Source organism: Megasphaera massiliensis (genome assembly GCF_000455225.1).
Taxonomy (GTDB): domain Bacteria; phylum Bacillota; class Negativicutes; order Veillonellales; family Megasphaeraceae; genus Megasphaera; species Megasphaera massiliensis.
This window is the reverse complement of sequence record NZ_HF954537.1, coordinates 733844-745724: the sequence shown is the minus strand read 5'-3', so window position 1 is coordinate 745724 and position 11881 is coordinate 733844. Positions and strand designations below refer to the sequence as shown.

Sequence of the window (11881 nt, the reverse complement as noted above, 5' to 3'; positions counted from 1 at the left end):
ACTTTTTGAGAAGTAGTGATAGAATAGATGTACCAATATCTCATCATTATATTTTGAATAGGAGTGGATAGCATGGGTTTTATTAAAGAATTTAAAGAATTCGCCATGCGGGGGAATGTCCTTGATATGGCAGTCGGTGTCGTTGTCGGCGGTGCTTTTGGCAAGATCGTTACGTCTCTTGTCAACAACATCATCATGCCGCCAATTGGTGTACTCCTCGGCGGAATCGATTTTTCTGACTTCTTCATTCCTTTGAGCATGAACGGCGAAAAGGTAGAAACTTTGGCTGATGCCAAAGCAGCCGGTATCCCGGTTATTGCTTACGGCTCTTTCCTCAATACGATTCTTGAATTTTTAATTATTGCCTTCGCTATTTTTATCGTCATCAAGCAGCTTAACCGTTTGATGCCCAAACCGGCACCGGTTGCAGATCCGCGCCTGTGCCCCTTCTGCCGCCAGCCAATCGCGGACGATGCGACGCGCTGCCCGCACTGCACCAGCGAATTGCCGGCTGCCAACAACTGATTTACGGTATATCTGTTTTATGCTATGCTGGAAACAGCCTGCTGTCTGAGACGGCAGGCTGTTTTTTATCAGCCGACAGTTGTCGGTAACGGCCTTTTCAGTTGATTTTTTTGCAAAAGATTTGCTACAATAGAAAAACAAAGGGAAAGGGGGATCCTTCTTGCAGTTTTATACGTATGCTTACCTGCAAAGCCAGGCTCAGGTCAGTTACTTATTTCAATACGGACTGATTTTCTTTATTTTAGTAGCCTTGGTCATTATCACTGCCAAATACATGCGCAACCGCCTGCAGTCGAAGTACCGTGATTTGAGCATCATCCTGCTCTTGATCGGCTTATTTTTAATCGGTTCCAATTGGGACAGTTACAGCCGCCAGCGGGAAACGAGGGAAAACACGTCGCGGATGATGCAGTTTCTCGATACCTTCAGCGACAATATGACCTTATCGGAGTCGGATATTGCCGTTAATTCATTGCGCCTGCAGGACGGGATGCTGATTAAGATCCGTGACGATTACTATCGCATCGATTTTAACAGCAGTTATACAGCCTACCGCATTAACCGAGTCTATTTAATTCAAAAAGACGTCAAACTCGTCGACGTTCCGCACTAGGAGGGGCCATGTTTCCGTATTCTATGATTTTTGCTAAACTGGGCTTGGGACTGTTGGCCCTTATTTTACAGATTAACCTCTTGGGCAAGCGCAATCTGGCGCCGACGTCGGCCTTGGATCAGATACAGAATTACGTTCTCGGCGGCATTATCGGCGGCGTCATTTATAACGATACGATCAGTATTTTTCAGTTTCTCATGATCATGGTCGTCTGGACGATTTTGGTCATGATTTTGAAATACTTAAAATCTGTCAGCCGCCTTATTCGCATCCTCGTCGACGGCAAGCCGGTCATCCTCATCGAACAGGGCGAACTGCAGACGGAAACTTGTCTGCGCTCGGGCATCCAGGCTTTTGAGTTACAGATGAAGCTGCGAGCCATGGGGGTCCAGCGTATTCAGGATGTCAAGCGGGCCGTCCTCGAACAGAATGGTCAGTTGACGGTCGTTCAAATGGGGGAAGACAACATCCGTTTTCCCATCATTGCCGACGGTCAGATCAATACCGATGTCTTGGTGCTGATCGACAAGGATTCGGAATGGCTCACGCAGGAATTGACCCGCCATGGCTATGAACCGCGGGATATCTTTTTAGCCGAATACCTCGACGGAGAGGTCATCCTCTACCCCTATCCGCCCAATTCCCATGATTAAGAGAAAGCACGATGGTTCTGATTTTGGCCGTCGTGCTGATTTTTTTGCCGATTTTTGATTATGGATGCCTTAAGCCTATTGACTTTTTGGATCCCTGGATTATAATAATAAAGTAGTTTGAATTGCAACTATTTAGTTTGAATTAAAACAAATGAAGGAGAGCCTGACATGGATCAAGAAGCCCTGCATATTTTATTATTAATCGGATTTCATCGCTCGAATCGGGAAATCAGTCACTATATCAAACAAGAAGGCCTCATGCCCGGTCAGCCTAAGATTTTAGAATACTTATGGTTCCATGATGGGGCCAGTCAGAAAGAAATCGGACAAGAATGCATCATCGATAAGTCGACGGTGACGAGCCTTTTGAAGCGGATGGAAAAACTGGAACTCATCCGAAAAGAACCCCGTCCCGATGATCAGCGCGGCGTCTCTATTTTCATGACCGAAAAGGGCCGGGAAAAAGCTAAGCGTATCCGCGAAATCATCTATGGTCTCGACGACTTCATGTGGCAGGGCATTGAGCCGGAAGAACGGCAGCGATTCATGGAAACCTTTCGTAAAATCATTAAAAATCAAAAGAAATGGGGAGATTAATTTTGCGTCACATGCACTATAAAGGAATTCGGATTCCCGTATTTATCTTAAGTATTTTAATCAACGCCTTGGGCATCGACCTCATTATCGTTGCCGGATTCGGGTCATCGCCCATATCAAGTGTCCCTATCGTCATCAGCCTGTATTCGAATTGGACCTTTGGTCAGATAACTTTTTTTGCGAATATCTTGTTTATTGCTGCTCAAATCGCTTTGTTGCGGCGGCAATTCCATCCTATAGAAGCCCTTCAGTTGGGTATCAGCGTTATTTTCAGCGTTGCCCTCGACCTGTATATGCCTTTTTTGTCGGTGCTTCAGGGCCATTCCTGGCCTCTGGCAGGAGTGATCCTGCTCATCGGTTGTGCCGTCCTGGCCTTCGGCATCTGCCTGGAAGTGGCCTCGCAGGTTCTCATGGTTCCCGGTGACGGCATCGTAAAAGCCATTGCTCAAACTGCGAATATCCGCATGGGTACGGCCAAAGTGGCCTTCGATTCGACACTGGTCGCCATGGCCTTAGGCCTATCCCTTTTCTATGGCGGTGCTCAGACCTTTGCGGCTATCGGAGTTGGGACCATCGTATCGGCCATGACCGTTGGGAGACTCGTTAATTTCTTCAACCGCCGCCTGTTCTTTATTGAACGGTTGGCCCGTCTGTCGTTAGAAGATCAAAACGAAAGTCCCGTGGCCTTGGCCAAAGAAGCTTCGTAAGGCATGACGGGAGTTACGCAAGGCGAAGCCATTTCCACAACGTAAAAAAAGAGGCTCGGCACCATGAGGATGGGACGAGACTCTTTCTTATATGGAGGATTTTGGTTATTCATGTGCTGTTTCTGACGACGTTTTTTGAGGAACGCTTTCTCGGACAATCAGCTCGGTCCCCGTGGCTACGTTGCGCGGCGTCGCCTTCGGGTTGCGGATTCGCCAGCGGAGGGTTTCCACGGCGGATTTTCCTAAGTTTTCACAGGGGACTTCGATGGAACTCAGAGGCGGCTGCGCATATTCGGCCAAGGGAATGTTGTCGAAGCCGATGATGGAAATGTCTTCCGGAATGCGCAGACCTCGTTGCTGCAGGGCACGCATCGCTCCCAAGGCGATGAGGTCATTGTCGGCGATAAAGGCTTCGGGAAGGGCGCCGCCTCGTTCTAAAACAGCATTCATATCTTGTTGAGCTGCTTCGAGGGATGGCGACAGTTCATAGACCTTAGTGGCGTCCAGTTTTTGATGGAACTGATTCATCGCGTAGGTATAGCCCAGGTAGCGCATTTCAAAATTCGTGATCGGAACCGAGCTGCGCAGGTAGCCGATATCCTTCAGTCCTTGGTCATGAAGGTAGTGAACGGCCTGCCATACGCCGTCTAAATTATGGATGGAGACCATATCGAGAGGGGAAGCCGTCAGTTCATTGTCGAGGACGACGATGGGAAGGGGGGCGTCCTTGACGATAGGCAAGTCGTCATGTTCCATTTCAGTACCCAGCATGACGATACCCGACGACTGAGCGGCTGCCGCTTCGGCAATGCACGACGCCAGTTGATCCTGACCGTCGCAGTAGGTGATGGTCAAGGTGTAGTGATGGGCCCGGGCCGCTTTTTCGACGGCGACGACGAGGCGGGTGAAGAATTGGGTACTGGTGATGATGCTGCCTGATTTACGGTAGATTAAAAAATTGATGACGCCTTGAGGGGCAGCGGCCTTTTTGCTCGTCGTGCCGCGGTACCCGAGGCGGTTGGCCAGGTTCAATACGGCAAGACGCGTTTCTTCGTTGACGCCGGGGCGTCCGTTTAAAGCAAGAGAGACCGTGGCCGGAGAAACTCCCAGTTGTTCTGCAATGTCTTTGATGGTCACTGTTGCCATTTTATACCTCCTGCTTTTGTAAGAATTTATGCATATCTGTTTAAATTATAAATCGATTCAATTAAAAGTGTAGCACGTCATAAAATGATAGTAAAGTCAGAAATAGACTTTAGACAGAAAAAGAGCCTTTCTTCCGGGTGGTACCTCATCCAGTCTGCATATGGCAGCTGTTTAGGAGGCGACCGGCGGAGGATAGGCTCTTTTTTGTTATGCCTGAAGGAGTTCGACGTAGCGGATGATCAAGTCAGCGGCCTTGTCGAGGGAGATTTTTGAGGCATTGATGGACAAGGAATATTTTTCAGGCTGTCCCCAGCGCTCTCCCGTATAGTATTCGTAATAGTCGGCCCGTTTCTGGTCTTCGGCCTTGATTTCTTGGAGGCTCTTACCCTCATATTCCGTACGGCCGCGCTCGGTGCGAAAGTCGTCGTCGGCGCAGATAAAGAAGGAATAGTGTTTGGAAAAGTCTCTCAGGACGAAGTCGCCGCAGCGGCCGAGGATGATGCAGGACCCGGCTTTGGCCAATTGACGGATGATTTTCGATTCAGCGACGAACATGCTCGTGTCCGACGGCCCCTCATCGGCACCGATGGAGTAGAAAGGGATGAAGCCGAGGGGAGCCGGTTCGCTCGTTTCGAGGGCTTTTAACTGCTCTTCCGTCCAGTTGCTGATGCCGAGTTCTTTGGCCGCCGAATCGATGATTTGGCGGTCATACAGATGGAACCCCGTCTTTTTAGCGAGAAGCTGGGCGACTTCACGGCCGCCGCTGCCGTATTGACGACTGATGCTGATGATCGTTCTTTTATCCATGGGTAGAAATCCTTCCTTTCATAGCGTGATTGGGTTTAATTAGCCTGTTCGGCCTGGGCATACAAGCCGGCCAATTCCAAGTGAATTTTACGAACGGCTGCTTCGTCGAGGTCGTACTGGTTGAGGAAGTAATAGCTGATGACGTGGCAGGCGATGGGGAGGGCTGCCGTAATAGCCAGGATGCCGCTGGCGACGGCCGGGGTAATGGCGGCACCAGGCTGATAGCTGACGAAAGTCAGGATCAGGCCGATGCCGGCACCGACGAGGCTCATGGCAAATTTCTGGGAGAAGAGGGCGACGGCACCGAGGACGCCGGCCATCTTCTTGTTGAATTTAAGCTGGCACATGTCGGCACAGTCTGCCGGCAGGGCCCAGTAGACGACGATACCGAGTTCACCGAAGAAGGTCGACAAAATGAGGAACAGTGAGGACAGGAGATAGTGTTCCGGCGGAACGATGAGAATCGGAACGGCCGTTATGGCAGCGCCTAAGGTTGCGACGCGGAGCATGGCCAGTTTGTTGAATACTTTTTTGCGAATGAGCCACATAGAGACAATCGGAGCGACGATGCCAGCAATGGAGAAGGCCGACAGGAGACCCGTTAAATAGGCATCGTTCTGGGCCAAATAATACTTGGCGTAATAGATGGCGGAGCTGCCTTTAAAGGTGAAGGCGGCCTGAGTCAAGGCAAAGAAGATGTAGAAACTGCGGAGCGTTCGGGTCTTAGCAATGATTTTAATTTTAGAGAAGAGAGTGTCGTTTTCGTCTTTGACGATAAGCGGATGGCTGCGTTCTTTCGTACCGAAGAAGCAGGCTAAGGTACAGCAGGCGGCGAGGATGCCGATGATGATCATGGCGTGGCTGTATGCCTGGGCTTCGTGGGCTTTGTCGTACGTTGCAACGAACATGGGGACGACGGCCGAGCAGAGTAGGAAGGCCGATTTTGCCAAGGGGAAGCGGTAGGAGTTGATAGACAAGCGTTCTGCCGGATTATCGGTCAAGACCGATAGCAGGCCGACATAAGGTACGACGGTGCTGGCATACATCAGGATCAAGAAAATATAGGTTACAAAGGCGTAAATCAATTTCCCTGTATACGATAAGTCGGGAGCCAAAAAGACCAAGAAGCAAGATAATCCGTAAGGGATGGCTAAGTACAGTAAGAAGGGACGGTAATGACCGTGTTTCGTTTCGTGGCGGTCGGCAAAGTTGCCGATAATCGGATCCGAAAAGGCATCGACTAAACGAGCGATGAGGAATAAGGCCCCCATGGCGCTGGCCGTCAAGCCGACGACGTCGGTGTAGAAATAGGGAAGAAACATCATGGTCATACCGAAGAAGATGTTGGCCGAAGAATCTCCGAGGCCGTAACAGATTTTTTCGCGGATACTGATGTGATCAGCTGCAGGTTGCATATGTATCGCACTCCTTTTAAAATAATTAAAACCGTTAGTTAAACTATATGCTAAATATTACCATTAAATTTAATTAAAATCAAGAGGATTATATCGGAAAATCATTTAAATTTCGATGTATTATCGGCATAAATGACGCTATATAATGAATTTTATTATATATTACATGTGAAAGCCTTGAAAACAATCGGGAAAATTTTTATTTAAACTATTGAAATTTTTAATTAAATAATTTATAATGGGTTCAAGAAGTTTAAGAACACCAACACCTATGCCCAAGCTTAAAGGAGGCTTTATCATGACTACGATTAAATTAGGTTATGCACCGACCCGGCGCAGCATTTTCAGTGCCCCCGATGCCGTCAAGTATCGAGGACTGACGAAACAGAAGCTGGAAGAGTTGGGAATCTCCTTCGTCGATATCGATGATATCAATGAAGAAGGCCTGCTCTATGATGAAAAGGACCGGCTGAAGATTGTCGAAAAGTTCAAAGCAGAAAAGATTGACGGCCTGTTCCTGCCGCACTGTAATTTCGGAACCGAATATGAATGTGCCCGCCTGGCCAAAGACTTGAACGTCCCCGTCCTCTTGTGGGGCCCCCTCGATGAACGGCCTGATGAAAAGGGGATCCGCCTGCGCGATACCCAGTGCGGCCTCTTTGCTACCGGCAAGGTACTGCGCCGTTTCAGAGTGCCCTTTACCTACATGACCAACTGTCGCCTCGATGATCCCGTCTTTGAACGGGGAATCAAGGATTTCCTGGCAGTCTGTAACGTCGTCAAGACCTTCCGCAACATTCGTATCCTGCAGATCGGTCCTCGTCCTTACGATTTCTGGTCGACCATGTGCAATGAAGGGGAACTCTTAGAAAAGTTCAACATTCAACTGGCTCCGATTCCGATGCCGGAACTGACAGAAGCCGTCGCCGAGGCCAAAGCCGAAAAGACGGAAGTTGACAAGGCCGTCGCCTACATCCGCTCCCACATGGATGTCCGCATTAAAGATGACGAAGTCGAAAATGTCGCCGGTCTGTACGTAGCCATGAAAGGGCTGATGGAAAAATACGGCTGTAATGCCGGTGCCATCCAGTGTTGGAACGCCCTCCAGGGTGAACTCGGCGTCATGCCCTGTGCAGCCAATGCCATGCTCAATGAAATAGGCATTCCCATGGTCTGTGAAACGGATATCCACGGTGCCATTACAGCCCTCTTGGTAGAAGCGGCCGCTCTCGACGGAACGCGATCCTTCTTTGCCGATTGGACCATCCGTCATCCCGATATCGAAAACGGGGAACTCCTGCAGCACTGCGGCCCTTGGCCTATTTCGGTAGCCAAAGAAACGCCGAAGCTGACGTATCCCTTAGCCTTCGACTATCCGGGCAGCCTGACGGCCGAAGCTAAGCACGGCGATATCAGCCTGGTTCGCTTCGACGGTGACAACGGCGAATATTCCCTGCTGTTAGGCAACGCTAAAGGCGTCGACGGACCGGCCGGCATGGGGACCTACCTCTGGGTCGAAGTGGACAACATCAAACGGTTGGAAGCGAAAATTGTAGAAGGACCGTACATTCACCACTGTGTCGGCATCCATAAGGACGTCGTCCCTGTATTATATGAAGCTTGTAAGTATATCGGCGTCGCTCCGGATCTCTATGATCCTATTGAAGAAGACGTCAAGGCATATTTGAGAGGAGAATAAAAATGGATCTTCGCGAAAAAGCAATTGATATCCGCAAAGATATCGTCAATCTGATTCACCACGCCGGAACGGGCCACATTGGCGGCGACCTCAGCGTTACCGACATCTTGGTCGACTTGTATTATAAACAGATGAACGTCGGACCCGACAAGGTAGACGATCCGGACCGCGACCGCTTCGTCCTTAGTAAAGGCCATTGTGTCGAAGCCCTGTACACCATCCTGGCTGACAAGGGATTCTTCCCGAAAGAAGAACTCCAGTCTTATTCCCAGTATTTGTCGAAATTTATCGGCCATCCCAACAACAAGATTGCCGGGATCGAAGTCAACAGCGGCTCCTTGGGTCACGGCCTTTCCGTCGCCATCGGCATGGCTTTGGCCGCGAAAATGGATCAGCGTCCTTATCGGACGTACGTCGTCTTAGGCGACGGCGAATGTGATGAAGGTTCCGTTTGGGAAGGGGCTATGGCAGGTCCCCAGTATGGCCTTGACAACCTCACGGTCTTTGTCGACCGCAACCGCCTCCAGATTTCCGGCACGACGGAAGAAGTCATGGGCCAGGACAGCGCTGAAGAACGGTGGGCTTCCTTTGGCTAGGAACGTCTTGTCCATTCCGGGCAACGACATGGATGCCATCGATGCAGCCGTTGATCTTGCCAAACGGACGAAGGGCAAACCGACGGTCATCATCGCCAATACGACGAAGGGCTGCGGCGTATCCTTCATGGAAGATCAAGCCGGCTGGCACCACAAAGTCCCGACAGCCGATCAGGTTGCAGCAGCTATGAAAGAACTCGACGAAAGGAAGGCAGCATTATGAGCAAAGCCATTAAGAAAGTAATCGCAGAATTCCTCAGTGAGGAAGCCAAGGTAAATAAAGATATCGTCGTCCTTTGCAGTGATTCCCACGGCTCCGGCGCTCTCGGCCCCTATGCCGAAGAACACAGCGACCAATTCGTAGAAGTCGGCATTGCCGAACAGAACCTGGTCGGCATCAGTGCCGGTCTGGCCTCGGCCGGCAAGCGTCCCTTTGCCGTATCGCCGGCAAGCTTCCTTTCGACGCGCAGCATGGAACAGGCGAAAGTCGACGTCGCTTATTCCCATACCAATGTCAAACTCATCGGCATCAGCGGCGGCGTCAGCTACGGTGCTTTGGGCATGACCCATCATTCGGCGACGGATATTGCCACCATGGGCTCTATTCCCGGCCTTCGGGTATATTTCCCGAGCGATCAGTATTTGGCAGAGGCTTTGATGAAAGAATTCGTCACCGACAGTGAACCGGCCTATATCCGCATCGGCCGCAATGCCGTCGAAGACGTCTATGACGAAGGCAAACTCGACTTTACCATGGATAAGGCTGTTACCGTGCAAGATGGGACGGAACTGACCATCATCGCCTGCGGTGAATTGGTCTATGAAGCAAAAAAAGCAGCTGAAATGCTGGCTGCAGAAGGTAAATCGGTCCGCGTCCTCGACATGTACTGCTTGAAACCCCTCGATACGGAAGCCGTTCTCAAGGCTGCCAAAGAAACGAAGGCGATCTTGACGGTCGAAGAACATTCTCCCTACGGTGGCCTCGGTGCTATGGTCGCCCAACTTACGGCTGCGGAATATCCGACGAAAGTCCGCAGTCTGACGCTGCCTGATGCGCCGGTCGTCACGGGGAACTCGGCTGATATCTTCCATCATTATGGACTCGACGCTGAAGGTATCGTCAAAGCTGCCAAGGAGCTGCTTTGATATGAAGTCTTACATTCTCGGCATCGATCAGAGTACACAGGGCACCAAAGTGCTGCTCTTCGACGAGGCCGGGACCATCTGCTACAAGGCGGCTAAGTCCCATAAGCAGTATATTGACGAAAAAGGCTGGGTCGAACACGATTCCGATGAAATCTGGCGTCATTTGAAGGATTTAATCCGCGATATGCTGGATAAGACCGAGATTAATGGAAAGGCCATCAAGGCTGTCGGCATCAGTAATCAGCGTGAAACGGCCATGGCCTGGCATCGTCAGACCGGAAAGCCCGTCTATCGGGCCATCGTCTGGCAGTGTGCGCGGGGCGCGGCGATTTGTGAAGAACTTCGCCGCAAAGGCCTTGACTCTTTGATTAAGAATACGACGGGACTACCCTTGTCGCCCTATTTTTCAGCGGCTAAATTGGCTTGGATCCTGCGCCGCGTCGAAGGCGCTAAGGAACTCATGGACGAAGGAAATCTCTGTATGGGGACCATGGACAGCTGGCTCGTCTACTGTATGACCAAAGGGCAGGTATTCCGCACCGATTTTTCCAACGCTTCACGGACTCAGCTCTTTGACATCGGGCGGTTGACTTGGTCCGATGATGTCTGCCGGGCTTTCGGTATCGACCGCCGTGCCTTACCGGAAGTGACTGACTCCAACGGCTTCTATGGAAAAACGGATTTCGACGGCATCCTGCCGGAAGCCATTCCCATCCATGCCGTCTTCGGGGATTCTCATGCGGCCTTATTCGGCCAAGCCTGTCATCATCCGGGAATGGCCAAGGCTACCTACGGTACGGGTTCTTCGGTCATGATGAATATCGGCGATAAGCCCGTGTACAGCCAGCACGGCTTGGTGACGTCTCTGGCTTGGAGCCTGTCGGGGAAGGCAACCTACGTCCTTGAAGGCAATATCAACTATACGGGAGCTGCCATTACCTGGCTCAAAGATGATTTACAGCTTATCCGGTCACCGGAAGAAACGATGGCCTTAGCCCAGGCGGCCAATCCGAAAGACCGCAGCTATTTCGTGCCGGCCTTTACAGGTCTCGGCGCCCCGTATTGGGAAAGTCAGGCGACGGGCCTTTATACGGGCGTTACCCGCGTAACCGGGAAAAAAGAAATGGTTCGAGCCGTCCTCGATGCCATCGCCTATCAGATTAACGATGTAACGACGCTGATGCAGAAGGAGTCGGGGTACAAACTGCCGTCCCTTCGCGTTGACGGCGGCCCTACGAAAAATGCCTACCTCATGCAGTTTCAAACGGATCTTATCGGTTGTCCCGTCGACGTACCGGAAGCGGCTGAACTTTCGGCCATCGGTGCCGCTTATGCCGCCGGCCTTGCCGTCGGATTGTACGATAAGGATGCCTTGTTCAAGGATATGAAAGGCATTTCTTATGAACCGGCCATGGCTGGGGACCGACGCCGTGAATTAATCGGGGGCTGGCAAAAGGCCATCTCCCAGACCTTAGCAGCGACTCATCAAGGAGCCTGACTGCAGCACTCGTGAAAGGACGTGTTTTCATGAAGAAAAAAGGAATCATCCATGGCCAATTGGCCGGCGCCTTAGCCGCCTTGGGACATAAAGACCGGTTTCTCCTCTGTGATGCCGGCATGCCTATTCCCAGCGGGGTACCCATCATTGATTTAGCCGTCGTCGGCGGTGTACCGACGTTCCGTCAAGTATTCGACGCCATCATGGACGAAATCGTCGTCGAAAAATATGTACTCGCTGAAGAAATCAAAGAAACGAATCCCGTAATCTTAGAACATTTACGGGATACTTTGAAAGATGCCGAAGAAGACTTTATTCCCCATGTGGATTTAAAGAAAGAATCGGCGCACGTTAAATTTGCCGTACGGACCGGTGAATTTTCCTACTATCCCAACGTCATTTTGCAGGCCGGCGTCTGCTTTTGATGATGATATAAAAAAACTTCAGGAACAGATAAGTCTAAAAAACCTCCGAAAGTT

At 50.7% G+C, this 11881-nt stretch carries 14 protein-coding genes; 11 read left to right on the top strand and 3 right to left on the bottom strand.

All coding sequences use genetic code 11. The features are described 5' to 3' along the window. The first annotated feature begins 72 nt into the window (after positions 1-72). From mscL to TX77_RS06825, 5 genes are all read left to right on the top strand, one after another. Positions 73-525: a large conductance mechanosensitive channel protein MscL gene (gene mscL, locus TX77_RS06845; protein WP_044504028.1), complete on the top strand. Its 453-nt coding sequence runs from the start codon at positions 73-75 to the stop codon at positions 523-525. 160 nt (positions 526-685) lie between these two features. Continuing rightward, positions 686-1138, top strand: a complete 453-nt coding sequence (locus TX77_RS06840; RefSeq protein ID WP_044504027.1) for a DUF3290 domain-containing protein — start codon at positions 686-688, stop codon at positions 1136-1138. A gap of 8 nt (positions 1139-1146) precedes the next feature. Further along, a complete protein-coding gene (locus tag TX77_RS06835; protein WP_044504026.1) occupies positions 1147-1791 on the top strand; it encodes a DUF421 domain-containing protein in 645 nt (214 codons plus the stop codon). Between the two features lie 168 nt (positions 1792-1959). Next, entirely contained in the window at positions 1960-2388 is a 429-nt protein-coding gene (locus TX77_RS06830; RefSeq protein ID WP_044504025.1) for a MarR family winged helix-turn-helix transcriptional regulator, read from the top strand. 11 nt (positions 2389-2399) lie between these two features. After that, on the top strand, positions 2400-3095 hold the full coding sequence (locus TX77_RS06825; protein WP_044504850.1) for a YczE/YyaS/YitT family protein: 696 nt from the start codon (positions 2400-2402) through the stop codon (positions 3093-3095). A gap of 105 nt (positions 3096-3200) precedes the next feature. Here the strand turns inward: TX77_RS06825 and TX77_RS06820 are convergent, their stop codons facing one another. From TX77_RS06820 to TX77_RS06810, 3 genes are all read right to left on the bottom strand, one after another. Then, the gene (locus TX77_RS06820; RefSeq protein ID WP_044504024.1) at positions 3201-4241 is read right to left on the bottom strand and encodes a LacI family DNA-binding transcriptional regulator; all 1041 of its coding nucleotides are present in this window, start codon (positions 4239-4241) and stop codon (positions 3201-3203) included. 207 nt (positions 4242-4448) lie between these two features. Further along, on the bottom strand, positions 4449-5048 hold the full coding sequence (locus TX77_RS06815) for a cytidylate kinase-like family protein (RefSeq protein ID WP_044504023.1): 600 nt from the start codon (positions 5046-5048) through the stop codon (positions 4449-4451). Positions 5049-5083: 35 nt separating this feature from the next. After that, the gene (locus tag TX77_RS06810; RefSeq protein WP_049917314.1) at positions 5084-6463 is read right to left on the bottom strand and encodes an MFS transporter; all 1380 of its coding nucleotides are present in this window, start codon (positions 6461-6463) and stop codon (positions 5084-5086) included. Between the two features lie 298 nt (positions 6464-6761). Here TX77_RS06810 and TX77_RS06805 point away from each other — a divergent pair, with 298 nt between their 5' ends. Genes TX77_RS06805 through rbsD form a run of 6 tightly spaced genes read left to right on the top strand, consistent with a single transcriptional unit; the run spans position 6762 to position 11827 of the window. Continuing rightward, positions 6762-8162: an L-fucose/L-arabinose isomerase family protein gene (locus TX77_RS06805; protein WP_044504022.1), complete on the top strand. Its 1401-nt coding sequence runs from the start codon at positions 6762-6764 to the stop codon at positions 8160-8162. A gap of 2 nt (positions 8163-8164) precedes the next feature. Continuing rightward, complete coding sequence (locus TX77_RS06800) at positions 8165-8758, top strand: transketolase (RefSeq protein ID WP_268257935.1); 594 nt, start codon at positions 8165-8167, stop codon at positions 8756-8758. Then, positions 8751-8981, top strand: a complete 231-nt coding sequence (locus TX77_RS14245; protein ID WP_268257934.1) for a thiamine pyrophosphate-dependent enzyme — start codon at positions 8751-8753, stop codon at positions 8979-8981. The genes TX77_RS06800 and TX77_RS14245 overlap by 8 nt, the downstream gene beginning before the upstream one ends. Further along, on the top strand, positions 8978-9904 hold the full coding sequence (locus TX77_RS06795) for a transketolase family protein (RefSeq protein WP_044504021.1): 927 nt from the start codon (positions 8978-8980) through the stop codon (positions 9902-9904). Before TX77_RS14245 ends, TX77_RS06795 begins: the two co-directional genes overlap by 4 nt. A gap of 1 nt (position 9905) precedes the next feature. Next, a complete protein-coding gene (locus TX77_RS06790) occupies positions 9906-11402 on the top strand; it encodes an FGGY-family carbohydrate kinase (protein WP_044504020.1) in 1497 nt (498 codons plus the stop codon). A gap of 29 nt (positions 11403-11431) precedes the next feature. After that, positions 11432-11827 (top strand): D-ribose pyranase, encoded by a 396-nt coding sequence (rbsD, locus tag TX77_RS06785; RefSeq protein WP_044504019.1) that lies wholly within the window; start codon positions 11432-11434, stop codon positions 11825-11827. The last annotated feature ends 54 nt before the right edge of the window (positions 11828-11881 follow it).

Bases quoted from the DNA above. Each gene is read 5' to 3' on its own strand.
- mscL (WP_044504028.1), top strand. From the start codon at position 73: ATGGGTTTTATTAAAGAATTTAAAGAATTCGCCATGCGGGGGAATGTC.
- TX77_RS06835 (WP_044504026.1), top strand. From the start codon at position 1,147: ATGTTTCCGTATTCTATGATTTTTGCTAAACTGGGCTTGGGACTGTTG.
- TX77_RS06830 (WP_044504025.1), top strand. From the start codon at position 1,960: ATGGATCAAGAAGCCCTGCATATTTTATTATTAATCGGATTTCATCGC.
- TX77_RS06825 (WP_044504850.1), top strand. From the start codon at position 2,400: ATGCACTATAAAGGAATTCGGATTCCCGTATTTATCTTAAGTATTTTA.
- TX77_RS06820 (WP_044504024.1), bottom strand. From the start codon at position 4,241: ATGGCAACAGTGACCATCAAAGACATTGCAGAACAACTGGGAGTTTCT.
- TX77_RS06815 (WP_044504023.1), bottom strand. From the start codon at position 5,048: ATGGATAAAAGAACGATCATCAGCATCAGTCGTCAATACGGCAGCGGC.
- TX77_RS06810 (WP_049917314.1), bottom strand. From the start codon at position 6,463: ATGCAACCTGCAGCTGATCACATCAGTATCCGCGAAAAAATCTGTTAC.
- TX77_RS06805 (WP_044504022.1), top strand. From the start codon at position 6,762: ATGACTACGATTAAATTAGGTTATGCACCGACCCGGCGCAGCATTTTC.
- TX77_RS06800 (WP_268257935.1), top strand. From the start codon at position 8,165: ATGGATCTTCGCGAAAAAGCAATTGATATCCGCAAAGATATCGTCAAT.
- TX77_RS06795 (WP_044504021.1), top strand. From the start codon at position 8,978: ATGAGCAAAGCCATTAAGAAAGTAATCGCAGAATTCCTCAGTGAGGAA.
- TX77_RS06790 (WP_044504020.1), top strand. From the start codon at position 9,906: ATGAAGTCTTACATTCTCGGCATCGATCAGAGTACACAGGGCACCAAA.
- rbsD (WP_044504019.1), top strand. From the start codon at position 11,432: ATGAAGAAAAAAGGAATCATCCATGGCCAATTGGCCGGCGCCTTAGCC.